Genomic DNA, 26,708 nt, shown 5'->3' with positions numbered 1-26,708 from the left:
GTGTGTTTTACTTAGTGTATACTTCTTTTAGAAACAATTGTTTCTAATTATATTCTTATTGTTGAATTTTGAACAAGTGAAAAGGCAAATCAGGACTTAACTCAACAAAGTTCCATTCTTTATCCCACAAATAGCTGTTTCCAGTGATTAAATCAACAATATGTACAGGGTTAATTCCTAATTCTTCAATAGGAATTCTAACCATAGCTTGTTGCGTATGATGAGCATCTAAGCTAACCACCATCAATGTCTTATTATATTTATCATCATCATACTTATAATAAGCCATAACCTGCTCATTATCGGTATCACAGAAAATAATATTATTAGTCTGTTGTAAAGAAAATTGTTCTTTACGAATGCCGTTTATCTTGGTGATTAAACTGATTAATTTATTTTGAACATTCCAATCCCATTTGTAAACTTCATACTTTTCAGAATTCAAATATTCTTCTTTTCCAGGTGCCAAAGGAGCGCAAACCATATATTCAAATACGGGTCCATAAATACCTATATTAGAACTTAAAGTGGCTGCTAAAAAATATTTTTGTAAATGAGTAGATTCATTACCGCTTTGCAATGCAAATGGATTAATATCTGGCGTATTGGGCCAGAAATTAGGTCTGTAAAACTCCTTTTGTTCAGATCGCGTTAATTCTGTTACATATTCAGTGAACTCAGCCTTAGAATTTCTCCAAGTAAAATAAGTGTAAGATTGACTAAATCCTTGTTTGGCCAATTCATTCATAATTTTTGGCCTCGTAAATGCTTCCGCTAAAAAGAGTACATCTGGATGTTTCGCTTTGATTTCTCCTATCAACCAACCCCAGAAGTAAAAGGGTTTAGTATGCGGATTATCAACTCTAAAGATTTTTATATTGCATTCTTCAATCCAGAATAAAGCGACATCTAAAAGCTCCTTCCATAAATTTTTCCAGTCTCCACTTTCAAAATAAATAGGTTGAATATCTTGGTATTTTTTAGGCGGATTTTCAGCATATTGCACTGTTCCATCAGGTCTCCATTTGAACCATTGTGGGAAGTCTTTAACATAAGGATGGTCAGGAGCAGCTTGTAAAGCATAATCCATTGCCACTTCGATACCCCAGTCTTGTGCTTTTTTAACTAATTGTTTGAAATCTTCAATAGTTCCCAATTCAGGATGAGTAGATTTATGACCTCCGTGAACAGAACCAATTCCCCATGGTGACCCCACATCTCCATATTCCGCATTTGTAGCGTTATTTTTCCCTTTTCTGTTTACCTCTCCTATTGGGTGAATAGGTGGAAAATACAAAGTATCAAATCCCATTTGAGCCACTCTAGGCAATAACCTTTCGCAATCTTTAAAAGTACCATGTTTTCCTTCCTCCTCAGAAGCTGACCTTGGAAAGAATTCATACCAAGTACTAAACAGAGCTTTTTTTCTATCTACATATACTTTTAATTGATGTGATTGATTGGCTAAAAATCGGGTTGGGTATTTTTTAAAAATGGCCGTCAATTTAGGCGAAGTCACCTCTGGAATGGCATGATTATATTCTGATTCGGTTTTAAAAAGATGTTCTAAGTGACCTAAATATTCCCTCTCTGCAGCTGTTGCCTCGTCTTGAATTGCTTTTACATATTCTGCTCCTTCTAGCAATTCAGACTTAACATATTGATTGTCTAAAATTTTACGCTCGGTACCATGTTGCCAATTTAAAGCATAATCAACCCAGCCTTCAACATAGTAATCATAATTCCCTTGCATTTCAACTTTAAAATCAGCAAACCACTCGTCATTTACAGTCGAAGTCATTCGGACTTCTTCCCAATGATTCTGTGATTCGTGTTTGTATTTCACACAAGCTTCAATAACATCATGACCGTCTGCAAAAACTGCTGCTGTTACTCTTACTGTTTGACCTACAATTCTCTTAATTGCGAAAGCGCCACCGTCTAACTGAGGTAATACATTTTCGATTATTATTCGGGTTTGATTCTGCATTTTATAAATTTATTTCTATTCTAATTTTATAATTTACTTGATTGTTTTGAGTTGAAAAACACTATTTAATAACAAAATGATCTGGTATTACAACACCTTTTTTAATCACCACGATGCCTTCTTTGATGGAGTACAATTCATTAGAAGTATTTTCTAAATGTTGCCCTCCACTGATGTAAACATCATTTCCTATTCGGCAGTTTTTGTCAATTAATGCATTTTTAATGAAACACCTTTCTCCAATTCCAATTAATGTTTTATTATTTTTTACATCTCTCTCCATTTGTTCAATACTTTGATACACATCATTACCCATAACGTAACAATTTTGTATCACTGTATCTTTACCAATTCTTGAACGAATTCCAATAACTGACTTATTAATTTCTTTAGCATTTAAAATACAACCTTCAGATATTAACGAACGATCAATGTTTGTATTTTGAAATTTGGAAGGCGGTAACATCCTAGGTCTTGTGTAAATTTTATTATCATTATCAAATAAATTAAATTGTGGAACATCATCTGTCAAGCCGATATTTGCCTCAAAGAAAGAGTCGATATTTCCAATATCTGTCCAATAACCCTCGTACTGGTAGCTCAATACTTTATTCTCTTTAACAGCCTGTGGAATAATTTCTTTTCCAAAATCTTTAGTTTCTTGATTACTCATCAAATCAACCAATAATTCTTTGTTGAAGATGTAAATACCCATTGAAGCCAAATAATTTTTCCCTTCTGATTTCATTTGTTCACTAACATCTGAAGTCCAGTCTGGCAGTAATTCTTTTGCTGGCTTTTCAATAAAGGATTCAATAAAACTGTCGCTGTTGGTTTTCAAAATACCAAATTCAGGTGCGTCCTTGTCATTTACTGGTAAGGTCGCAATCGAAATATCAGCTTCTTTTTTGATATGTTCTTCAATCATCTCATTCAAATCCATTTGATACAATTGATCCCCAGAAAGAATTAATGCATAATCAAAATCATGATTTAAAAAGTGAGGCATACATTGTCTTACAGCGTCGGCAGTACCTTGAAACCAAGTTGGATTATCAGGGGTTTGCTCAGCAGCTAGAATATCGACAAAAGCTTGACTAAAAGCACTAAAGACATAAGTGTTTTTAATATGTGCATTTAAAGAAGCAGAGTTAAATTGCGTCAAAACAAACATCCTATATATATCAGAATTCATACAGTTTGAAATAGGGATATCTACCAAACGATATTTTCCACCAATCGGAACAGCAGGTTTTGATCTGCTTTCAGTTAATGGATACAATCTTGAACCCTGTCCACCGCCTAGAATAATTGCAATCACATTCTTTCTCTTCGCTTTCATCTTTTTATTTTATTATTAAATTATACATTTCTAAATATTCTTGATATGCTTTTTTCCAAGAATGATTGAGCCTCATTCCTGATTTTCTTGTTGTAATTACTTTTTCTTCTTCTTTATAGAACTCTAGTGCTCTATTTTTAGCTTTTATCATATCTTCTACCGAAGCTTGATTGAAACAAATCCCGCATCCTCCTTCATCTAGATCTACAACGGTATCTTTTAATCCTCCTGTACTCCTGACTATTGGAATAGTTCCGTATCTGTAGGCATACATTTGATTCAGACCACAGGATTCTGTCCTTGACGGCATCAATAAAAAATCAGAACCCGCATAAATCAAATGAGCCAACTCTTCACTAAAACCAATGTAAACATTATAATTCCCATTGTATTCAGAAACCAAATCTGTCAACTGCTCTTCGATATCTCTATTTCCTGAGCCTAATATAAGAATATTAAGTTCTCTATCTTTTTCTGACAAGGATTTTTTTGAAAATTCACACAATAAATCAGCTCCTTTTTCAGGAAACAATCTGCCTATGAAACAAATCAATGGTTTTTCAGGATCCAAATCAAACGTTTTACATAATTTTTGCTTGTTTTTGGACTTACCTACTTCACAATTTTCGGCGGTATAATTGTAAGCTATTTTAGAATCCGTTTCTGGATTCCATATTTCGATATCTATACCATTTAAAATACCTTTGGACTTATATCTAACTTGGTTAAATAACATTTCCATCCCATTTCCCGAATAATTAATTTCATTCAAATAATTAGGTGAAACCGTGGTAATCGCTCTTGCACATCTTAAACCTACAGCCATAGAATTTATACATCCATTCCACTGAAGTATATCAGTTTTAGACAAATCATAGTTTGGGAAATAATGTAACTTATCGAATCCAAATTGTCCTTGATAAATAGCATTATGAACCGTTAGTAAAGTTGGCACTTCTTTTAGAGCAACATACTTACTGGCATAATTTATCATAAATGGTAAGAGCGCCGTGTGATGATCGTGACAATTGATAATTGTTGGCTTATCATTCACGGTAATTAACCAATCCAAGAAGGCTTTTTGGAAAGATAAAAAACGTTCAATATCATCTTTATAGCCATAAATCTCAGCTCTATCAAATAATTCTGGTATAGCAATTAGATACAGTTCAAAATCTAAATCGTTTTTAACTCCTTTAAGAACTGAAAACGGAAAATTAAAATTGCCTAATTCAACTTGTGACCAGAAAACGGTTTCAAATTCGTTTTCTTTAATAAAATTGGTTTCATAACAAGGAATAACTACTTGAACTAAATGTCCTTCCCTACTTTGGTACCTAGATAAGGTACCAACCACATCGGCCAAGCCTCCAACTTTGGCTACAGGATAACATTCAGCACTTATATGAATTATTTTCATTACAATAACTTTACACAATTTTAAACGGTAAATCACCAGCTATTCAAATATCAAAACCTGAAATGATTTAGATTTTACCCCTATTATCTTTTTTTAAATTTAGTAAAAAATTAAGGAAACAAAAATTAAATAAAAGTTTTAATAAATTATCAAAAAACCTACATATTCATTTAAAAATTGTGCGAATCACATCGGTTTATATTATAAAATCCCATATTTTACGGCAATCTATGATGATTTAGAACATAATTTTATTTTACATATTCTTCTGAAACTTTCATTTTTATTGAAAATTATTCAAGAAAACCTTTTTGTAACAAGAACAATGAAATTAATGTAGGCAAGAAAAATGATATTGCTAATGAAAACTAAAGACCATAAATACTTTTAAGGTTTTCATAATTCTCTTGGAAGACCATTTAGTAACATGTACTTTTACCTTAAAATACCAAATAATACTTTTTGCAATTACTAATTACAGTTTGTTATTTTTTTTTTAAATGCCACAATACACACCAATGAAAATACCACAGTTCATACAAGAATACCGATTTATAAATATCATTCTAGCGACAAGTTCCATTTTAACCATTGGTTACATTGACTTAATTACGGGAGTAGAAATGGCATTCTCTTTATTTTATATCTTGCCAATTGTTTTATTAGCGCTACATCCTAAAGTTAAATCACTAGAAATTATTATTTGCGCCCTACTAGCTGCAATTTCTTGGTCGTATTGTGAATATTCAAACATTAAATTATCGCATATTTTTTTTCCAATTTGGAATTCATTAGTACGATTGACAATTTATACAACTATTGGACTTTTATTCTTTAAATTCAAGGAGAAAGACAGGCGTATTCGTGTAGCCAATAAAAAACTAGAGGAGTTAAATACTGAAAAAAACAAATTCATTGGAATTGCAGCACACGATTTAGCAAATCCCATTGGAGCAATATATTCTTTTACTGATTTACTCATTCAAAGTAATGCCGATGATATAAATGAAGAAATCAATGAAGGACTTCACATTATAAAAGAGCTAAGTTCTAACACTCTAGGAGTTTTAAAGAATTTATTAAATGTATCCGTGATAGAATCTGGAAAAATAGATTTAAAAATTGAAAACCACGATTACATAGACTTTATTCGAAAACAAGTTAAATTTAATCAAATTGTGGCTAGCAAAAAAAACATAGAAATCGTTCTTGATACTGAAATTGAGGCTTTCCCTTATATGTTTGACAATCATTATTTAAGTGAGGTAACAGGCAATTTACTTTCAAATGCTATTAAATACTCATACAACGGTAGTCTAATTAAGGTTCGTATAATCATGCAAAATGATTTTATACTAACAGAAGTTATTGATCAAGGGAAGGGAATTCCAGATCAAGAACAACAAAAATTATTTTATTATTTCCAAAAAACCAGTACACAACCTACAGAGGGAGAAAGTAGTACCGGTTTAGGTTTAGCAATTGCAAAGCAAATTGTAGATTTACATAATGGAATTATTGGTATGAAAAGCGCACCCAATGAAGGTTCAACTTTTTATTTTAAACTTCCAAAAGTAACTTTTAATTGATAAAATTAATAATCATGGAATATCCTATTGAAAAAACAGAAGCGGAATGGCTAGAAATTCTAGGCGAAGAAAGATATCGCATTCTACGTCAAAAAGGCACTGAATATCCGCATACAGGTGAGTATAATTTACATTACGACAAAGGTACTTATTGTTGTGGCGCTTGTAACGAACCTTTATTTGAAAGCAGTTCAAAATTTGATGCCCATTGTGGTTGGCCTTCATTTGATCAAGCTATTCCTGGAAAAGTAAAAAATGTATTGGATAAAAGTCATGGAATGATTCGTACTGAAATCGTATGTGCCAATTGCGGTGGGCATTTAGGTCATGTATTCAACGATGGTCCTACTCCTACTGGAGAACGTTTTTGCGTGAATTCGCTATCTATTGATTTTAAAGAAGAATAAAAGTTTTTTTGCATAAAAAAGAGTTTGTTTATCCAAAATAAACTGCCCCCAAAAAGGCATACTTTATCTGGGGGCAGTTTTATGGGACGAAAATCCGAGTAAATTCATCAATTTATTTACTTTTTTCAGCCTGCTCCTTAGCTTCCTTTTCTAGCTTTTCTTTTTCCCTTTCTTTCTTTTTAAAGTAGCCTCTCAATAGAAAGTTGTGTTTTGCTGCTTCCATATTTTCTTCTAATCCCTTAGAGCTTTTTCTTAAGTTGGTCATTGTTCGATCTAAATCTTCAGCCATACCTTTATCATTCATCAACTTCCCAATAGCTCCCTCTCCATTGTTAATACTACTTAATAAATAAGCGAGCTCATTTGTAATAATTTCAGCATTTTCGGTAGAAACTTTAATAGACGATAGAATTACATCAAATTCTATCGGTTCAAATGACTTAATACTAGCACCGTCTTTAACTTCTGGTGATTTTGTACTCCCTTGTGAAATAGTTAAAATTTTATCCCCAATTACTCCCTCAGAGGTAATGGAGGCTTTACTGTCTTTTTTAATGAATCTCTTTACATTATTATCAATTATAGCAATAACATTGACCGTTGAATCATTTATGATGGCTATATTTTCAATCGTTCCAACAGAAATTCCAGAGAAACGAACTTGACCACCTACTTGTAAGCCACTTACATTTTTAAAATTTGTATTAATTTTAAATTTAGAACTAAATAAGTTTTGGTTGGCGCCGATAAAAAATATGATTATAAAAAATATCAATATTCCTACAGATACAAAAAATCCTAGTTTAATTTTATATGCGTTTTTACTTGTCTCCATGATAAATTAATTAAAAAATGATTGAATAAATGGGTCACTATCTTCTATAAATTCTTTTACACTGCCTTCTTTATATACTTTACCGTCCTTTATCATTACAATCCTATCAGCGACTTTTTTTACACAATTAATGTCGTGAGTGATTATTATAGATGCATTGTTAAATTTGGCTTTCGTATCATTAATCAAATTACTTATTTCATCTGAAGTAATTGGATCTAGACCTGTTGTGGGTTCATCGTAGAGAATTATTTTGGGATGAACTACTAATGTCCTAGCCAAACCAATTCTTTTTTTCATTCCACCTGATAATTCTGAGGGCATTTTATCGATAGAATCAGGAAGACTGACATTCTCCAGAGCTTCTATTATTTTACTATTTATTTCTGCTTTTGAAAATTTTTCTTTCAACCTTGAAAGTGCAAAGGTTAAGTTTTCTCGAACGGTCATAGAATCATAAAGAGCAGCACCCTGAAAAAGAAAGCCTATTTTTCTTCGTACTTTTATTAAATCGTCTTCATTAATATTAGTCAATTCATGTTTACCAACCTGAATACTTCCTTCATCATGCTTTAAAAGACTAACGATACACTTAATCAAAACCGATTTACCAGAACCCGATTTACCCAAAACCACTAAGTTTTCTTTTTCATGAAGTTGTAGTGTTACTCCATCAAGAACTTTTTGGTCTCCAAAACTTTTCTTTAAATCCTTAATCTTTATGACTACATTTTTATAATTCTTTTCCATTATAATAAATCAGTTATTTGTACAGCAATTAAGTCTACAATAATTAATAATAATGATGCGGTGACTACTGCAGAATTTGCAGCTATTCCAACACTTTCAGTTCCTCGACCTGCATTAAATCCTTTATAACAGCCCACCAAACCAATTACTGCACCAAAAAAGAATGACTTTATTAAAGCAGGTATAATGTCAATAAATTCGACGCTTTTAAATGCTTGTGAAATAAACAGTCTTAAACTAACATCATCTTTAATATTAACTCCCAACCAACTCCCGAAAATCCCTATTGCATCTGCATATAAAGTCAGGATCGGAATCATCAGTGTTACCGCTAGAACCCTTGGGATAATTAAAAAATTTATAGGATTTGTGTTAGACACTTCCATAGCGTCTATTTGTTCTGTTACTCTCATAGAGCTTAATTCTGCCCCCATACTAGAGCCAATTTTTCCAGCACAGATTAAAGCTGTGATTACAGGGCCCATTTCTCTAATTATTGAAACAGCAACCATTCCAGGTAACATTGCTACTGCTCCAAAATCTACTAGTGGCGGTCTTGATTGAATTGTTAAAACCAAACCAATTATTATCCCAGTTACTGAAATTAACCCAACGGATTTATTACCAATTTGGTAGCATTGCTTTAAAAATTCTTGAAATTCTAATTTGTTAGAAATAAGATTTCGAAAGATATTCTTTAAATAATTCACAACATTAGCCAGTCTTATGAAGAACAAAATAAAGATCTCTTTTATTTTACTGAAGACCAATTTATTATTTGTCGAATTTTTATGCGAAAGAGGTAGTTTTGATTGCATAATATTATTGTTAGTTGTTCAATAAAATTACTGCAAATACAATAATATAGATTACATAATTTTATAATTTAATTACATAATATCAGTATTCTTTATGAAAAAATAAAAGATAATGGATTAATAAAAAAGATTGGAAAGGAATACTAAAAAGGAGATTTTTTTTAAAATTTTTATGCAAAAAAAAACTTCTCAATTTCTTGAGAAGTTTTGTGGGCGATGAGGGGTTCGAACCCCCGACCCCCTCGGTGTAAACGAGGTGCTCTGAACCAGCTGAGCTAATCGCCCCATTGCGTGTGCAAATATAAGACGAGATTTTGTATTTACAACTGTTTTTTGAAAATAATTGAATAAAAAAACAACCTTATTTTCTTTGCAACTCACTTACAGTAGATTAAGAAAACCATAAGACAATAGATTTTTTTTGTACTACCTATATATATAGTACATTTGCAAAAAATAAAAATCCACAATGGCTCGTTTTAAAGAAAATGATTTACCCAAAGCGAAGTTAACTTCTAATTCGCTTCAAAAAGCACTTCGTATTTTCAACTATGCAAAAAATCAAAAATGGAAGTTTTTCATTGGACTTGTTTTTTTACTATTAACTAGTGCTACAGCCTTGGCATTTCCTAAATTAATGGGAATGTTGGTGGATTGTGTGGCTGCAAAAGATTTAAGTCAAGCCAATCAAATTGCCTTGGCATTGATGGGAATTCTAATGTTGCAAGCAATTTTTTCTTTTTTTAGAATATCTTTGTTTGTTAATTTTACTGAAAACACTTTATCAAACATCCGATTTGCGTTGTACGAGAATTTGATAAAATTACCGATGTCTTTTTTCTCTCAAAAACGTGTAGGAGAATTAAACAGTCGCATTAGTGCTGATATTTCACAACTTCAAGATACACTTACGACAACAATAGCCGAATTTTTACGTCAGTTTATTTTAATCATCGGTGGCTTTATCATCTTAGGAAGTATCAGTCCTAATCTAACCCTTATGATGCTTTGTATTGTACCTGTAGTGGCTGTTGCAGCAGTAATCTTTGGACGATTCATACGCAAATATGGTAAAATGACCCAAGACAAAGTAGCCGAAAGCCAAGTGATCGTGGAAGAGACTTTACAAGGGATTACTAATGTAAAATCTTTTGCCAATGAATGGTATGAACTAGAACGTTATAAAAACAAAATCAAGGAAATTGTATCCATTGCAATCAAAGGCGGTCAATACAGAGGTTATTTTGCCTCTTTTATTATTCTTTGCCTTTTTGGTTGTGTAGTTGCAGTTGTTTGGTATGGAATCACCTTAACAATCAAAGGAGAAGTGGAAGGTGTTGGTGATTTAATTTCCTTTATTTTATACACTACATTCATTGGTGCTTCTTTTGGTGGAATAGCTGAAATGTATGCTCAAATTCAAAAAGCAGTTGGCGCCACCGAACGTGTATTCGAATTATTAGATGAAACTCCTGAGGATATCAATACAAAACCGAATCATTCTCAGGTACATAAAATCAATGGTACACTTAGTTTTAAAAACGTAGCTTTTAGTTATCCTTCTCGCAAAGAAATCAAGGTACTAAAGGATGTTAATTTTTCTGCTGGATTCGGTCAAAAAATTGCTGTAGTTGGGCCTAGTGGTGCTGGAAAATCAACCATTGCCTCACTTTTATTACGTTTTTACGATATTGAAAGCGGTGAAATTATTATTGATGGGAAAAACATTTATGATTATGACCTTGAACAATTGCGTGGCAACATGAGTATTGTACCTCAAGATGTCATTCTGTTTGGAGGTACTATCAAAGAAAACATTGCTTATGGAAAACCAAACGCCAGTAATGAAGAGATTATAGCCGCAGCCAAACAAGCTAACGCTTTGGATTTCATCGAAGGATTTCCAGAAAAATTTGAAACGATTGTAGGGGAACGAGGAATCAAACTTTCAGGAGGTCAAAGGCAACGTATTGCAATCGCTCGTGCCTTACTTAAAAATCCTAGTATCTTAATTCTGGATGAAGCTACATCATCATTAGATAGCGAAAGCGAAAAACTGGTACAAGAAGCTTTAGAAGTCTTAATGCAAGGAAGAACGAGCATTATCATTGCACATCGCTTATCAACAATTCGTTCTGCTGATCAAATTTTAGTTTTAGATAATGGTAAAATTTCTGAACAAGGAACGCATCAAGAACTGATTACTTTAGAGAATGGGATTTATAAAAATTTAAGCAATCTTCAATTTAGTCATTCTTAAAGAAACCTAATTTTAAACATATCAAACTCCATTTTTTTTAGAAGAAATGGAGTTTTTTTATGCTCTATTTTGTTCTCTACGTTTACGTTCCAACTTAATCAACTCTAGTTCTCTATTCGTTTGTCCTGCAACGGAAGTGTTTTCTTCAGCACGTCGTATCAAATAAGGCATTACATCTTTAACAGGGCCAAACGGCAGATATTTAGCAACATTATAGCCATTTGCCGCCAAATTATAACTGATATTGTCACTCATTCCATACAACTGACCAAACCAAATTTTAAAGTCATTCGATTCAATGTCACGTTTCTTCATTAATTCTAATAAATGGAAACAACTTTCTTCATTGTGAGTCCCTAGAAAAAGAGAAAAACTATCAAGGTTGTCAAGTATAAAAGTAATTGCAGTATTGTAGTTTTTATCGGTTTCTGATTTTGAGGAACAAATTGGAGATGGATAGCCAAATTCCACTGCACGTTCATGTTCTTTTTCTAGATAGGCACCACGAACCAATTTGATTCCAACAAAAAACGAATCTTTTTCTGAATGCTGCTTTAATTTTCCCAAATAACCCAACCGATCCCAACGATACATTTGAACCGTATTATAAACAATTGCAATCTTCTTATTGTATTTCCGCATCATTTCAAGTACCAATGCATCTACTGCATTTTGCATCCAACTTTCCTCGGCGTCTATTAATAAAGGAACCTGATTTTCAAAGCCAGTTTTACAAATCAGATCAAAACGCGCTACTACTCTACTCCATTCTTCCTGCTCTTTCATATCTAATTTTTCATTAGCAGAAACTTTTTCAAATAATAAAAACCTTCCCAATCCTGTAGGTTTGAACACCGCAAACGGAATAGCTAATTTTTCTTTACCAAAAAGAACCGTTCTTAATATCATTTTTGTAGCAGCTTCAAATTGCTCTTCTTCTTCTTTCCCTTCCACAGAAAAATCCAAAACAGAAGAAACCCCTTTGGTAAACATCTTATCAACTACCTTCAAGCAATCTTCTTCATTGACACCACCGCAAAAATGATCAAAAACAGTAGAACGAATAAGACCTTCTACAGGGAGATGCGCTTTGAGAGCAAAACGAGTTACTGCTGTGCCAATACGCACTAAGGGTTCATTTGCAATTAACTTAAACAAAAAATAAGCACGTTCCAATTCTGTATCCGATTTTAACGCAAAAGCAACTTCCGTATTTTTAAATAAGCCCTCCATAGCAATTGATATTTGTACTAAAAATAACTAAATAATGAGATATTCCAACTCAAATTTATACTTAATCATTTAGAAGTCGCAAAACCAGAAATAAAAGCGCTTATTTTTTAAAAAACGCCCAAATAAAATCAAAAAAACAGTAGATTTGCAAAAATTTTTTAGACTGCTAATGGGCTAGTTTTATGAAAAAATCTTTCATACAACACTTTTAATAGCACATCTTTCCTAAAAAAACAAAATTTCATAAATAGTTAATTATATCATATAAAGATGTCTTTACAATCTCATACTATTCAAGCCGTTGATCATCCGATACATTTCAATGAAAAAGGTTACGAAGCTTTAAATGCACATTTAAAACAAAACAAATATTCTAATTTATTCATCATCGTTGATAGTAATACTAACGAATTTTGCTTGCCTAAGTTTCTACCGCTTTTAGAAACCGATTTGACTATCGAAATTATTGAATTCGAAGCAGGTGAAATCCACAAAAATATTGACACCTGCGTTCAAATTTGGAACGTCTTAACAGAACTAGGCGGAGATCGTAAAACATTAGTTATCAATCTTGGTGGTGGTGTTGTTACCGATTTAGGTGGTTTTGTTGCTTCTACTTTCAAACGTGGAGTGGACTTTATCAACATTCCTACTACTTTATTATCTATGGTCGATGCTTCTGTAGGTGGAAAAAACGGTGTGGATTTAGGAAATTTAAAAAATCAAATCGGGGTTTTCAACTTACCTAAAATGGTCATTGTAGACACTGCTTACCTTGAAACAGTTCCTCAAAACGAAATGCGTTCGGGACTAGCTGAAATGCTTAAACATGGTTTGATTTACGACAAAAACTATTGGGAACAATTTTTAGATATTGCCTCTATTGATTTTGCTCAATTGGATGAATTAATCTTCCGTTCTGTTGAAATTAAGAACGAAATTGTAACTATCGACCCAACTGAAAAAAATCTTAGAAAAGCTTTGAACTTTGGTCACACCTTAGGACATGCTATAGAAAGTTATTTTTTAGAAAATGAAAACAAAACTACTTTATTGCATGGTGAAGCAATTGCGGTAGGAATGATTCTTGAAAGTTATATTGCATGGAAGAAAAACTTACTGAACGAAACTGAATTCAATCAGATTAAAACTACATTGAAATCGATATACGAAGACATTAGTTTTGAGGAAAATGATATCGATCCGATACTTGAATTATTGATTCACGACAAAAAAAATGAATACGGAACCGTACAGTTTGCCTTGATTGACGGCATTGGCAAAATAATCATCAATCAAACGGTTGAAAATGAATTGATTCTTAAAGCTTTCCAAGATTATCAATCATAATTATTTTTTACCTTAAAAGCATTGCATTACGTATATAATATTTTTTACATTTGCCTCAATGAAAAATAGTCAAAAACAAGAAAATTACCGTTCTAATAGAGTCCCGAACAATAACTCACTTATGAGTTTGTTGAGACGTTTCTATTTAATTAAAGGGAATTTTATTTTTGATCTTTTTCAATTCTTAAAAATGGAAAATCAAAAGCTACAGATCATTTACGCTAACATTCGAGTTTGAATCACAGAATAGTTTCTTTTTAGACCAAAAATAAATCATTCTTAAAAAATCAAACATAAAATGAATACTAAATATTCTGATCTAATCAATCAAACTTATTATTTTCCACAAGAGGAATTCACTTTAAATAAAGACAACCTATTGTTTCATAATATTGATTTAATGAAACTAGTGGAACAATATGGCACTCCTTTAAAATTTACTTATTTACCTCAAATTTCCAACAACATTAACAAAGCCAAAAACTGGTTTCGTAAGTCGATGGAGAAAAACAAATATGAGGCTAAATATTACTATTGTTATTGCACTAAAAGCTCTCATTTTGAATACATTATGAATGAAGCTTTCAAGAATAACATTCACATCGAAACTTCATCGGCTTTTGATATTAATATTGTTGAAAATTTACTTCAAAATGGTAAAATCAACAAGAGTACTTATGTGATTTGTAATGGTTTCAAAAGAGATCAATACATTGAAAACATTGCTCGATTGATCAATAACGGACATAAAAATACTATTCCAATTATTGATAATTATGAAGAATTAGATTTACTTCAAGCTGAAATCAAAGGAAAATTCAAAATCGGTATTCGTATCGCCGCAGAGGAAGAACCAAAATTTGAATTCTATACTTCTAGATTGGGAATTGGATACAAAAACATTGTAAACTTTTACAAAAAACAAATCCAAGACAATCCTAAATTGGAGTTGAAAATGTTACACTTTTTCATCAATACTGGGATCAACGATAACGCCTATTATTGGAATGAATTAGTGAAATGTATCAAAGTATACATCGCACTGAAGAAAGAATGTCCAGGACTTGACGGATTAAACATCGGTGGTGGTTTTCCAATCAAAAATTCATTGACATTTGAGTACGATTATCAATATATGATTGATGAAATTATCAACCAAATCAAAATTGCTTGTGATGAAGCTGAAGTAGACGTTCCTAATATTTTTACAGAGTTTGGGTCTTTTACAGTTGGTGAAAGTGGTGGAGCGGTTTACCAAGTTTTATATCAAAAACAACAAAATGACAGAGAAAAATGGAACATGATTGACTCGTCTTTCATTACAACTCTGCCTGATACTTGGGCTATCAACAAACGTTTTATTATGTTAGCCGTTAACCGATGGAATGACACTTACGAAAGAGTTTTACTAGGAGGATTAACCTGTGATAGTGACGATTATTACAACTCTGAGCAAAACATGAATGCTATTTATTTACCTAAATATAACAAAGAAAAACCGCTTTATATAGGTTTTTTTAATACTGGTGCGTACCAAGAAACCATTGGTGGTTACGGAGGTTTACACCACTGCTTAATCCCGCAACCTAAGCATATCTTGATTGATAGAGATGAAAACGGAATTATAGGGACGGAAGTATTTTCAGAACAACAAACTTCTGAAGACGTTTTGAAAATTTTAGGTTACAACACAAAATAATAATTCAATTTAATATATAGTTCAATTAAAAAATCTTTACATTTGAAATTATAATCTATTTCAAATGACGGGTTATAATATCTTTAAAAATAAATATAATGAGCAAGGGACCTATTAGCCAATTTATAGAAAAGCATTACCTGCATTTTAACTCAGCTGCTTTGGTGGATGCAGCGAAAGCATATGAACAACAATTAGCAAATGGTGCTAAAATGATGGTAACTATGGCTGGTGCGATGAGTACAGCGGAAATTGGTAAAATATTTGCCGAAGTAATTCGTCAAGACAAAGTACAAATCATTTCTTGTACGGGTGCTAATCTTGAAGAAGATATCATGAATTTAGTAGCACACTCTCATTATGAAAGAGTGCCTCACTATAGAGATTTAACTGCTCAAGATGAATGGGATTTATTAGAAAGAGGATTAAATAGAGTTACAGATACTTGTATTCCTGAGCATGAAGCCTTCAGACGTTTACAAAAACATATCTACAAAATATGGAAAGACGCTGACGATAAAGGTGAACGCTATTTTCCATATGAATTCATGTACAAAATGCTACTTTCAGGTGTGTTAGAAGAGTATTATGAAATTGACTTAAAAGACAGCTGGATGTATGCAGCTGCTGAGAAAAATTTACCTATTATTGTTCCAGGATGGGAAGATAGTACGATGGGGAATATTTTCGCATCGTATGTAATCAAAGGAGATTTGAAAGCTTCAACTATGAAATCAGGGATTGAATACATGACTTTCCTTGCAGATTGGTACCCAAAAAACAGTAGTAACGGAATTGGTTTTTTCCAAATTGGAGGTGGTATCGCAGGTGATTTTCCTATTTGCGTAGTTCCTATGTTATACCAAGATATGGAAATGCATGATGTACCATTTTGGAGTTATTTCTGCCAGATTTCTGACTCGACAACGAGTTACGGATCATATTCAGGAGCAGTTCCTAATGAAAAAATTACTTGGGGTAAATTAGACATTAATACACCTAAGTTTATTATAGAATCAGACGCTACTATTGTAGCACCATTAATTTTTGCTTATTTATTAGATTTATAGAATATCATTATGAAAAGAGTAATTGTTGATTACGCAAAACTTACGAACGAGATCCTAAACCTGTTAGTGGAAAGATTCCCTGATGGATATGACGATTCAGATATAATTCGTTTTAGAAATGCTAAAAACGAATTAGTTGAAGCTGTTGAAGTACGCACTGAAGACACTATTTATTTAGTAAAAGTGAGTACTAAATTAGCAGACAGAATCGAAAATTATGACGAAGATGATGAAATTGATGATGTAATCGAACCAATTGCACCAATTAAAGGTCTGGATTTGGATGACGACATTAGTGATGATGACGACGACGATGACAATGACGACAAACCTGAATTAGACGATGATGACGAAGATGCTGACGATAGAAACAGTGCTTCTGACGACGACGATGATGAAGATGACGAAGATTAATTTCTTCCACAACTATACTAAAAGGAACTCCATCAGAGTTCCTTTTTTTATACTATCTACAATGACTTTTATTTGATACAATGATAAATTCCGCACTCCTTCATCAAACACTTAAGGATAATTTTGGTTTTGAAAAATTTAGGCCCAACCAAGAAAAAATTATAAACAGCATTTTGTCTCAAAAAGACGTTTTAGCAATTATGCCAACTGGTGGTGGAAAATCAATTTGTTTTCAGTTACCAGCATTGTTACTTCCTGGTATCACCATAGTCATTTCTCCACTAATTGCGTTAATGAAAGACCAAGTAGATAGTTTAAAAGCCAACGGAATAGATGCTTGCTATATCAACAGTAGTCAATCAGACCAAGAACAACAGTTACACATTGAAGCTATTATTAACAATAAAATTAAGTTGGTATATGTAGCGCCTGAAAGTTTGTCTTACTTAGAAAACACCTTTAACCAAATAACAGTCAGTTTAATAGCTATTGATGAAGCACACTGTATTTCCTCTTGGGGACATGATTTTAGACCTGCCTATACCAATTTAGGTTACCTTAAAAACCGCTTCACTTCCACTCCTATTTTAGCATTAACCGCAACTGCCGACAAAGCCACTCGAACGGATATTTGCCAGCAATTAAACCTTATCAATCCTACAGTTTTTATTTCATCTTTTGATAGAAAAAATCTGAGTTTAGAAGTTCGTCCAGCCTTGGATAGGGTCAAACAAATTATTGATTTTATTGATAAAAAACCAAATGAGTGTGGCATCATCTATTGTCTAAGTCGCAAAACAACGGAAGAACTAGCTGAAAAATTACAAAAAGCAGGTATAAATGCAAATCCATATCATGCGGGCTTAGATAGCAATACAAGAGCTCAAACCCAAGATACATTTATAAACGATGACTGTCAAGTCGTTTGTGCAACCATCGCTTTCGGCATGGGTATTGACAAATCCAATGTCCGTTGGGTAATCCATTACAACCTTCCTAAAAATATTGAAGGCTATTATCAGGAAATTGGTCGCGCTGGTCGGGACGGTCTACCATCTGAAACAATTTTATTCGAAAGTTACGGTGACTTGATACAATTACAAAAATTTGCTTCACAAGGTTTGAATGCTGAAGTACAGTTATCCAAACTAGAACGCATGAAACAATATGCCGATGCTGTAAGTTGTCGTCGAAAAATATTGTTATCGTATTTTGGTGAAATTGTAACCGAAAACTGTGGGAACTGCGATGTTTGCAAAAATCCACCAGAATTTTTTGATGGTACAATCTTAGCCCAAAAAGCACTTTCAGGAATAATTCGCTTGAAAGAATCAGAACCTTTGCCTGTAATTGTAGATTTTTTAAGAGGATCAAAAAACGCTTCTATTTTTGACAAAGAATATCAAAATTTAAAAACCTATGGAGTGGGCAGCGATGTTTCTTGGCACGATTGGAATCAATATATCATTCAATTGATTAATCAAGGTTATTGTGAAATTGCATTTCACCAAAAAAACCATATCAAGTTAACCGCTCTAGCCCATGAGGTTTTATTTAATGGCGAAAAAGTTCAATTGACCACAGTTCACAAAGTAGTTGTTGAAAATTCGGCTGTCAAAGAATCAAAAAATACTAAATCTAAAAAAGATTCTCTATTTGAAGTGTTACGAAAAATACGTTATGACATTTCCAAAGAGGAATCGGTTCCGGCTTATGTTATTTTTAGCGATGCCGTATTAAAAGAAATGGAAATAAATCGTCCAATGAGTGACGATGAACTATTAGCCATTGATGGTGTTGGAAAGGTGAAATCAGAAAAATACGGCGATATTTTCATCAAAGCTATTATCGATTTTCATAAAAGCAAAGCAGCTAAACCTAAAAAAGGTGCGACTACTTATAAAGAAACACTAGCCCTATTTGAGAGTGGACTTTCACCAGAAGCAATTGCTAAAAAAAGAAATTTGGGTGTTAGTACCATTATGTCACATCTGGCTAAATTATACCAAGAAGGAGTTGCTATAGATTTGTTTCAATTTGTTACTAAAGAAGAAGTAGCGAAAATTGCAAAAGCCAAAATATCTCTGGAAAGTCCAACGGCTTTAAAGCCCTACTTCGATCATTTTGAAGAACAAATACCATATGAGAAAATCCGATTGGCATTAGCAATAATTGAAAAAGAAAGTTCTAAATAATAAAAATCATGATTCAATCTTTTGCACCTTATGTAAATTCTAAAACTGAGATTTTAATACTAGGTACCATGCCCGGAATTGCATCTTTGGAAAAACAAGAATATTACGCACACAAAAGAAATCATTTTTGGAAAATCATGTACACACTTCTCAGCGAATTACCAGTTTCTGAAGTTTTTGAAGAGAAAATTAAACTTTTGGATTCTCATAAAATTGGTCTCTGGGATGTCCTACAGTACTGCGAACGCAAAGGAAGTTTGGATATCCATATCAAAAATCAAAAAGAAAATGATTTTGAAACCTTATTTCAAAATTATCCTTCTATTCATAAATTAGTATTCAACGGAAAAGAAAGTCATCGGTATTTTACCAAGAAATTTGGACAAATAAAAGGCATCACCTATTATGTGATGCCTTCTACAAGCCCAGCTAATACTATGACTTTTGAAAATAAATTAAAAATCTGGACTACTATTTTGGAATAGTTTACAGATACCTTTCTTTAAATATTTTTTGATGGTGTTTTTGATGTCCCATTATCAAAAAACCTAGAGCTCTAACAGAAACAGCCGAACCTGATGCGATTCCCTCTCTGATTAATTGTTCATCAGACAAACTCTTAAAAAAATATAAGGTTGAAAAACGCACTGCTGATAATTCGGTTAATAAATCCTGAATTCCTCGAGTATTGGCATTAGTGTTCGCTACATAATCATTTTCATCAAAACCTGGCAAGGCAGTTTTATCATTTCTTGAAATTCTCATGGCACGATAAGAAAACACCCTTTCAGAATCTATAAGATGTTGAATAATATCTTTGATGGTCCATTTGCCTTCGGCATATCGAAAATCAAATTTATCCATTGGAATATTTTGAACAAACTTGATGAATTGATGAAGACTTATTTCTAAGTCTTCAATCAAATCTTCATTTTCCAATGCATTAATATAAGTCGAAAAATATTTCGAATATTCTGAAGTATTTAATTCGCTTACTTTCATCTTTTAATTATGCTGAGTTTCTACTGGCATTTGTGTTTCCAAAAAGTGAACGCATAACGATTTTTTCATACACTTTAATTAGTGCTTCGTCTGGCTTGCTTTCTTTATTCAACTCGTTTATTCTCAATAAAGCATATTGTTGTATAGTCAACAATGGCAATACGATACGCTCTCTAATTGCAATAGAAGCTTTACCGTCAGGATAGTTTTCCATTAGTTCTTTATGTCCAGCAATTTTCAATAACAAACGTTTGGTATCCAAAAATTCATCGTATATCATTTGCCAAAATTCACCAAACTCAGGATCATTTTTCATATAAGCAGTCAAAGGAAAAAATGATTTTGCCAAAGACATCATACTATTTTCTAACAAAGTTCTAAAGAACATAGAATTGTCATATAACGCTTGTACTTTATCCCACTGTCCTGTTTCTTCATAATGTTTCAATCCCGCACCTACTCCATAGAAACCTGGAACATTTTGTTTCAATTGACTCCAAGAACCTACAAACGGAATAGCTCTTAGATCTTTAAAATCCAATTGTGCTGATTTACTTCTTTTTGAAGGGCGGCTTCCAATATTCGTTTTAGCATAGTATTTCAAAGTACTCATTTGCTCCAAATAAGGAATAAATTTTGGATGGTTTTTAAAATCCAAGTATTTCTGATATCCTAACTGTGACAATTGTTCCATCACCTCTTTATCTTCAGGAGAAAAGATGTTATTCTCCTTATTGAAAACTTGATTGGTAACCCCTGCACTTAATAAATTCTCTAAATTGTAACGACAAGAATCCAATGTTCCAAAGTTAGAGCTAATAGTTTGCCCTTGTACCGTAATCTGAATTTCTTTATTCTCAATTTTTGGACCTAAAGAAGCGTAAAACTTATGTGTTTTTCCACCACCACGTGCTGGAGGTCCACCACGTCCATCAAAGAACATCACTTCAACATCATATCTTCTAGAAATAGCAGTCAAAGCTTCTTTGGCTTGATAAATACTCCAGTTAGCCATTAAATACCCACCGTCTTTTGTACCGTCAGAGAAACCTAGCATAATGGTTTGAACGTTACCTCTGCTTTTCAAATGAGCAGCATACATTGGATTCGTATACAACTTCTCCATAATATTGTGTGCATCTAGTAAATCGTCAACAGATTCAAAAAGCGGAATAACATCTACCGTTGGATTTTCCCAATCCGTTAAGTGAATCATAGCTAATGTTTCCATCACATTCAATGCACTTTCGTTGTTGCTAATGATGTATCGGTTTGCACCTTCTTCACCATTATTAGCTTGAATCACTTTAATAGCCTGAATTGACTCGATTGTAGCACGTGTCATTTCTGCCTCAAAATCTTTAGAATCTAGGTTTCCTTTTACATTTTCTAAAACTTTAAACTTTTCAGCTTCGGTTAAGTCATAGTAATTTGCTGGAAATACTGATGGATCTGTTTTTTGGTAGAAATCAAAAATATCTTTAAAGACAGCATCGTGAATTCTACTATTTTGACGGATATCCAAAGTTGCAAAGTAGAAACCAAATAGGTTCACATTTATAATCAACGATTCTAATTCGTCCAGATATAAAGACTCGTGTTGTTCTACAATAATATTTCTTATTTTATTCAATTGCGTTTTCAATTCATCTAAGGTGATGAAAATATCTCCTTGAGAATAAAACACGGAACGATATAATTTATTTTCCAACTCAGCCACGAGTACATCTACATTAAAGAAAGTTAATTTTCTCTTTAACTTACGTACTTCCATATAGTAGCATTTTAAGATTGATGTTCTTAAACGGTCTGCTACTTTTAAAGTGATTTCAGTTGTTACAAATGGATTTCCATCACGGTCTCCACCAGGCCAGAAACCTAATTTGATAATTGGATTTTCTACATTTTGACCTTGAAAAACATTTTTCTGTAAATAATGAATCATATCACTAGAAGTAGGATAGAAAACATTCTCTAGGTACCATATCAAACTTACAGCTTCATCGTATGGATTAGGTTTTTCATTTTTGATAAATGGTGTTTTCCCTAATTGTGCCAAAAGCTGTTTGATTCCAAGTAAATTATTTTCTCTAATTGCTTGTGTCAAATCGTTGATAATCCCCAATACAGCCCCTGGGTAAAATTGTGTAGGGTGTGCTGTTAAAACTGTTCTAACATTAAAATTTTTAAGAAAATCGATTAACTCTTCTTGTTTTCCTTTTGCATCTGCTTTTTCTTTAATATCTCTCAAAGATCCTCTACCTTCCATATTGTTTACTACAGGAAATGCTGCATCTTCAACTGCATCAAACAATACAATTTGGCGTTCGATATACTGGATAAATCGAAACATAATATCAATTTTATCCTTCTCATTTGTACTGTGTAAGTATTTATTTGAGAAAAATTCCATGATTTCTTTAGGAGTTTCTTGTTTTTTAAACCCTGTTTCACAGACCTCTGTAAACAAAGGGAGCATTACTCCAGTATTATCTATCGAATCAAAAGGCAACGTAATAAAGACACTGTTGTAAATATTGTATTTTGAAAGGACATTTTGATTAAACCGTTCAATTTTCGGGAGTGTGTACATAATTAATTTCGTTATTTTGGATTGGATTTTATAAAAAAATAACCCCAAGAATTAACTTAAGGTTATATTGAATATAGCTTTTAAGTTGGATTACATGTTTTTAAAGATAGTGTGCATCAAACGCTTTTTATCGTTGATACTCTCTTCAAGTGAAATCATTGTTTCAGTTCTGTATACTCCATCAATATCATCAATCATAAAGATTACATCTTTAGCATGCTTAGTGTCTTTAGCTCTAATTTTACAGAAAATATTAAATTTACCTGTAGTTACAGAAGCTACAGTAACAAAGGGAATTTCATTAATACGCTCTAAAACAAATTTAGTTTGAGAAGTGTTATTAAGAAAAACACCAACATAAGCGATAAAAGAATACCCTAATTTGTCATAATCTAAAACCAAAGAAGATCCCATAATAATCCCTGCATCTTCCATTTTTTTGACCCTAACATGCACTGTTCCAGCAGAAATTAATAACTTTTTGGCAATATCTGTGAAAGGCACTCTAGTGTTATCAATTAACATATCTAAAATTTGATGATCAACTTCATCTAAACGGAACTTACTCATATTTCTTTAATTAATTTATTAACAGTTCTTACAAAGTATAAAAATATACATAAAAATGAAAAACAGATGCAAAATATTACTTTTTTATCAATCCGTTAACAAATTTAATATTATTTTCTAAACAGAAATGGGCTTTTTTGTTCAATTGTGGAATTCCATCTTCCTGATCACTATACTTAGCACCTTTTGCGTCATAGCTAAAATGTCCGAAGCGATTTTCTAATTCTCCAATCTCAACAATATAAGCATTAAAATCAATTTTACCATCGACCAATTCCTCTTTATACTGTGCAGCAAAATTCGTTATTTTTTCAATACCATCATAATTTATTTTTATGTTTTTGTATATAAAATCATAAAAAGACTGTTTATTTTGAGGAATATTTAAATAATCTTCAATTCCATTAAGAACTATATCGTTTTCGCTCAACAATTTAAAACTCTCTACTAAGGCGATAAAAACAAATTTACGAGTCGCTTCGCGATTATAGTCACCAGGGAAATGTCCTGCCTCAAACAATAACGTTGGAACTCCTAAATACTGAAACGTATCTCCAATACAATTGATATTAAAAGAGTCGTCAAATCGCCCTACTTTTCCAGGGATAAACTTTTGCAAGGCTGAATTGATACCCGCTATCAATTCAATAGCTTTTAATCTTGAGGTATTTACCTCACGTTCTTCGTTATAAGAAGGAGCTAAAAAAGACATAGTTGCAGGCTCCCCAGTCATGTCTACACCAAAAATAGTACGCTGATCGTGTAAATTATAACAGTAATCCGGCTGAAAAGATTCAAAAGTCTCTCGCAATAACTTACTCTCAGGCTGTGTTAAATCCTGAGAATCTCTATTTAAATCTACTTTATTAGCATTCTCTCTAGTGTATAATCGCGCTCCATCTGGATTCAACATTGGCAACGCACAAAAAGTAAAAGTACCTAATAATCGATTTGCAAATTCAGTTTTACTTTCTAGTAAATTAAAAAAGTCAAATAAACCTTTGGTCGTTGTACTTTCGTTTCCATGCATCTGAGACCAAAGAAATATTTTTATTTTACCAGCACCTATTTGAAGCTTATAAACAGGCTCACCCAAAACTGATTTACCTATAATTGACAAATCCCATTTCTTTCCTAATTCCTTTAATAACGGCTCAACCGCGTCTAATGTTAAATACCTCCCACTTATTGTTTGCTCTTTATTCTCTTCGAACAATTGTTCTAAATTCATAATACAAATATTTAATTTACAAAAGTAAACATCTTTGTTTTTACAATTGTAAACAATGTTTTTTTGGGAAAATTTAGAAATGTAAACAGTGAATTCCTTTCTTTAACCGTCTCAACCCACTAAGGAGTTTACATATGGTAACTGTCTTTTGACGCAAAAACAAAAACATTGAAAACCAAGTTATTAAATACAAACACAAGTAGTTAAGGTTTAATGTTTGCGAATATATTTTAACGGATTAATACCGATATTTTGCTATTCAAAAACATTTTAATTACATTTGTAACAACCCTGACGGATAGATTAATTTACAATGGTAAACACTGAGGATTTCATAAAACGATTAGAAATAATACTGGATTATTACAGTCTAAACGCTTCTGCTTTTGCGGACAAAATAGGCGTGCAACGTTCCAGTTTGTCTCACCTACTTTCAGGCAGAAACAAACCTAGTTTAGATTTTATATTAAAAATATTGGAGGAATTTCCTGAAGTCGATTTATACTGGGTTTTAAATGGAAAAGGACAATTTCCAAGAGATGCCGAAACCAATTCAGAAATCAATAAGGACATTCCTGCTAAGCCAGAAACCTCCGCTCCAAATGACTTGTTTAGCTCTGAAAACCCCATACCTCCACCTCCTTCTTCAAAGATTAAGAACGATATAGGGGTAAAACACACTCAACATACTTCTGAAAGTGCTATAGAAAAAATTGTTGTTTTTTACAAAAACGGTACTTTTAAAACCTATTTTCCAGAATAAAAAAAACCAACTCAGAAAAACTGAATTGGTCTTTTTTACCAAATATATAAAACGAAACGATAATTATTTTCTTAATACAAATATAGAAGTTACTCCTGCTTCAGCTCTTGCGCTAGTAGGTGCATAATCTCCAGAAGCACTTGGCGTATTGTATGTCAAAACTTGCCCTCCTCCGTTAAGTCTTTCCGCTACGTATATGTTTTTTGAAACGCTATCATAAGCCACATCTACAGGGTTCCCTAAAAGTGAATTAGGGCCGTAAACTCTAATTTGTTTGTCTATTGTTATTTTACCAGCAGCAGCTGTTGAAGCAAATACAGATGCGAAATTCTTAATAATCACCAAACCTCCATCAGTAGCTGAGGCTGCACTAGCTACATCAGTCAAAACCATCACATTATCAACAGCTGAATATGTAATACCATGTGTTCTGATTAAGCCCTCAATAGTCACTCTTTTCGTTGCTGTTATAGCTCCTGACGCATTTGACTCAAAGTTTTTAAATTGTACTATATCTCCGGTCAAATCGACAACCGCATATAAATCCGTTCCATCCATATGAATTCCCCAAAGCTTAAAATCTGTGGTAAATGTTTTCAATAAAGAAAATCCAGCATTTGTTCTTTGATACAAAAACAATTTATTTGTATTTCCATTGGCTACAATTTGATCTTGAGTCACAATTATTTTATCACCATATACGGCGGTTTCTCTGGCGTTTAAAAAATGACCTATTTCGCTACTCAAAGACAATGATAGATTATCTGTCCCAGCTGAGACAGCGGATTTAACTCCTGTATACATTTCAAGTTTGTTATTGGTCCTTGAAGCTACTGTAATTGCGTCAGTATTTGTATCATAGGATACTCCTTCGGCATCAATGGATGCTATTGTGAAAGATTTTACCATTGGCGAAGCTGCTAACAAATTAGTATAAGTTACCTTTCCCGAAGTGTTACTTGAGGTGACTAACGCTAATTCTTTATAATTAATACTGTTGTTTTCGTCATTGCTATTACAAGAAGAAAAAATTAACAAAACTGCCGACATACAAATCAAAACTTTTTTCATGATAATTATATTTAGAGATTAGTTTCTATTTACGAGAAAGAAACTTAGATGGTTTTATTTTTTTAAAAAGTTTTTTTTAAAGATTATAAAGTAGCTTTTAGAATTG

The 26,708-nt window shown here is 32.6% G+C and carries 22 protein-coding genes and 1 tRNA gene; 10 read left to right on the top strand and 13 right to left on the bottom strand.

Annotated elements, in window-relative coordinates; all coding sequences use genetic code 11:
• Positions 1–55 precede the first annotated feature (55 nt).
• The 3 genes from ACNH59_RS13165 to ACNH59_RS13155 all read right to left on the bottom strand — a co-directional run bounded on the left by ACNH59_RS13165 (position 56) and on the right by ACNH59_RS13155 (position 4,752).
• Entirely contained in the window at positions 56–1,990 is a 1,935-nt protein-coding gene (locus ACNH59_RS13165; RefSeq protein WP_418262988.1) for an alpha-1,4-glucan--maltose-1-phosphate maltosyltransferase, read from the bottom strand.
• Positions 1,991–2,051: 61 nt separating this feature from the next.
• Positions 2,052–3,332 (bottom strand): glucose-1-phosphate adenylyltransferase, encoded by a 1,281-nt coding sequence (locus ACNH59_RS13160; protein WP_418262987.1) that lies wholly within the window; start codon positions 3,330–3,332, stop codon positions 2,052–2,054.
• Positions 3,333–3,336: 4 nt separating this feature from the next.
• A complete protein-coding gene (locus tag ACNH59_RS13155) occupies positions 3,337–4,752 on the bottom strand; it encodes a glycogen synthase (RefSeq protein WP_418262986.1) in 1,416 nt (471 codons plus the stop codon).
• 518 nt (positions 4,753–5,270) lie between these two features.
• Here ACNH59_RS13155 and ACNH59_RS13150 point away from each other — a divergent pair.
• Both ACNH59_RS13150 and msrB read left to right on the top strand, forming a co-directional pair.
• Positions 5,271–6,341 carry a sensor histidine kinase gene (locus ACNH59_RS13150; RefSeq protein ID WP_418262985.1) on the top strand — a complete coding sequence of 357 codons (1,071 nt, stop codon included), beginning with the start codon at positions 5,271–5,273 and terminating at the stop codon, positions 6,339–6,341.
• A 14-nt stretch (positions 6,342–6,355) separates the two neighbouring features.
• The gene (msrB, locus tag ACNH59_RS13145; RefSeq protein WP_418262984.1) at positions 6,356–6,748 is read left to right on the top strand and encodes a peptide-methionine (R)-S-oxide reductase MsrB; all 393 of its coding nucleotides are present in this window, start codon (positions 6,356–6,358) and stop codon (positions 6,746–6,748) included.
• A 112-nt stretch (positions 6,749–6,860) separates the two neighbouring features.
• Here msrB and ACNH59_RS13140 read toward each other — a convergent pair whose 3' ends face one another.
• The 4 genes from ACNH59_RS13140 to ACNH59_RS13125 all read right to left on the bottom strand — a co-directional run bounded on the left by ACNH59_RS13140 (position 6,861) and on the right by ACNH59_RS13125 (position 9,436).
• Positions 6,861–7,583, bottom strand: a complete 723-nt coding sequence (locus tag ACNH59_RS13140; RefSeq protein WP_418262983.1) for an MlaD family protein — start codon at positions 7,581–7,583, stop codon at positions 6,861–6,863.
• 6 nt (positions 7,584–7,589) lie between these two features.
• Entirely contained in the window at positions 7,590–8,333 is a 744-nt protein-coding gene (locus ACNH59_RS13135; protein WP_418262982.1) for an ABC transporter ATP-binding protein, read from the bottom strand.
• On the bottom strand, positions 8,333–9,151 hold the full coding sequence (locus ACNH59_RS13130; protein ID WP_418262981.1) for an MlaE family ABC transporter permease: 819 nt from the start codon (positions 9,149–9,151) through the stop codon (positions 8,333–8,335). Before ACNH59_RS13130 ends, ACNH59_RS13135 begins: the two co-directional genes overlap by 1 nt.
• 210 nt (positions 9,152–9,361) lie before the next feature.
• Positions 9,362–9,436 (bottom strand) — tRNA-Val (locus tag ACNH59_RS13125).
• Between the two features lie 184 nt (positions 9,437–9,620).
• Between ACNH59_RS13125 and ACNH59_RS13120 the strand changes: the two genes are divergently transcribed.
• Positions 9,621–11,411: an ABC transporter ATP-binding protein gene (locus tag ACNH59_RS13120; protein ID WP_418262980.1), complete on the top strand. Its 1,791-nt coding sequence runs from the start codon at positions 9,621–9,623 to the stop codon at positions 11,409–11,411.
• Positions 11,412–11,468: 57 nt separating this feature from the next.
• On the opposite strand, the gene ACNH59_RS13115 is transcribed toward ACNH59_RS13120, so the two are convergent.
• Complete coding sequence (locus ACNH59_RS13115; protein WP_418262979.1) at positions 11,469–12,644, bottom strand: proline dehydrogenase family protein; 1,176 nt, start codon at positions 12,642–12,644, stop codon at positions 11,469–11,471.
• 270 nt (positions 12,645–12,914) lie between these two features.
• On the opposite strand from ACNH59_RS13115, the gene aroB reads away from it, so the two are divergent.
• The 6 genes from aroB to ACNH59_RS13085 all read left to right on the top strand — a co-directional run bounded on the left by aroB (position 12,915) and on the right by ACNH59_RS13085 (position 19,857).
• Positions 12,915–13,994, top strand: coding sequence for a 3-dehydroquinate synthase (gene aroB, locus ACNH59_RS13110; protein WP_418262978.1), 1,080 nt, complete (start codon positions 12,915–12,917; stop codon positions 13,992–13,994).
• A gap of 298 nt (positions 13,995–14,292) precedes the next feature.
• Complete coding sequence (locus ACNH59_RS13105) at positions 14,293–15,693, top strand: arginine decarboxylase (RefSeq protein WP_418262977.1); 1,401 nt, start codon at positions 14,293–14,295, stop codon at positions 15,691–15,693.
• Positions 15,694–15,791: 98 nt separating this feature from the next.
• Positions 15,792–16,763, top strand: a complete 972-nt coding sequence (locus tag ACNH59_RS13100) for a deoxyhypusine synthase family protein (protein ID WP_418262976.1) — start codon at positions 15,792–15,794, stop codon at positions 16,761–16,763.
• Positions 16,764–16,772: 9 nt separating this feature from the next.
• Positions 16,773–17,177 carry a DNA primase gene (locus tag ACNH59_RS13095; RefSeq protein ID WP_418262975.1) on the top strand — a complete coding sequence of 135 codons (405 nt, stop codon included), beginning with the start codon at positions 16,773–16,775 and terminating at the stop codon, positions 17,175–17,177.
• An 80-nt stretch (positions 17,178–17,257) separates the two neighbouring features.
• Positions 17,258–19,372 carry a DNA helicase RecQ gene (recQ, locus tag ACNH59_RS13090; protein WP_418262974.1) on the top strand — a complete coding sequence of 705 codons (2,115 nt, stop codon included), beginning with the start codon at positions 17,258–17,260 and terminating at the stop codon, positions 19,370–19,372.
• An 8-nt stretch (positions 19,373–19,380) separates the two neighbouring features.
• Positions 19,381–19,857 (top strand): DNA-deoxyinosine glycosylase, encoded by a 477-nt coding sequence (locus tag ACNH59_RS13085; RefSeq protein ID WP_418262973.1) that lies wholly within the window; start codon positions 19,381–19,383, stop codon positions 19,855–19,857.
• A 1-nt stretch (position 19,858) separates the two neighbouring features.
• Here ACNH59_RS13085 and ACNH59_RS13080 read toward each other — a convergent pair whose 3' ends face one another.
• From ACNH59_RS13080 to ACNH59_RS13065, 4 genes are all read right to left on the bottom strand, one after another.
• A complete protein-coding gene (locus ACNH59_RS13080; RefSeq protein ID WP_418262972.1) occupies positions 19,859–20,374 on the bottom strand; it encodes a DinB family protein in 516 nt (171 codons plus the stop codon).
• Between the two features lie 7 nt (positions 20,375–20,381).
• On the bottom strand, positions 20,382–22,967 hold the full coding sequence (locus ACNH59_RS13075; protein ID WP_418262971.1) for a phosphoenolpyruvate carboxylase: 2,586 nt from the start codon (positions 22,965–22,967) through the stop codon (positions 20,382–20,384).
• Between the two features lie 90 nt (positions 22,968–23,057).
• Positions 23,058–23,537: an Lrp/AsnC family transcriptional regulator gene (locus tag ACNH59_RS13070; RefSeq protein WP_072943262.1), complete on the bottom strand. Its 480-nt coding sequence runs from the start codon at positions 23,535–23,537 to the stop codon at positions 23,058–23,060.
• A 76-nt stretch (positions 23,538–23,613) separates the two neighbouring features.
• On the bottom strand, positions 23,614–24,768 hold the full coding sequence (locus tag ACNH59_RS13065) for a M14 family metallopeptidase (protein ID WP_418262970.1): 1,155 nt from the start codon (positions 24,766–24,768) through the stop codon (positions 23,614–23,616).
• Positions 24,769–25,081: 313 nt separating this feature from the next.
• On the opposite strand from ACNH59_RS13065, the gene ACNH59_RS13060 reads away from it, so the two are divergent.
• A complete protein-coding gene (locus tag ACNH59_RS13060) occupies positions 25,082–25,531 on the top strand; it encodes a helix-turn-helix domain-containing protein (RefSeq protein ID WP_418262969.1) in 450 nt (149 codons plus the stop codon).
• Positions 25,532–25,594: 63 nt separating this feature from the next.
• Here the strand turns inward: ACNH59_RS13060 and ACNH59_RS13055 are convergent, their stop codons facing one another.
• A complete protein-coding gene (locus ACNH59_RS13055; protein WP_418262968.1) occupies positions 25,595–26,602 on the bottom strand; it encodes a hypothetical protein in 1,008 nt (335 codons plus the stop codon).
• Positions 26,603–26,708: the final 106 nt, after the last annotated feature.

The sequence above is a fragment of the Flavobacterium faecale genome, assembly GCF_048320115.1.
Taxonomy (GTDB): Bacteria; Bacteroidota; Bacteroidia; order Flavobacteriales; family Flavobacteriaceae; genus Flavobacterium; species Flavobacterium faecale_A.
This window is presented reverse-complemented; position numbering and strand designations above follow the sequence as displayed.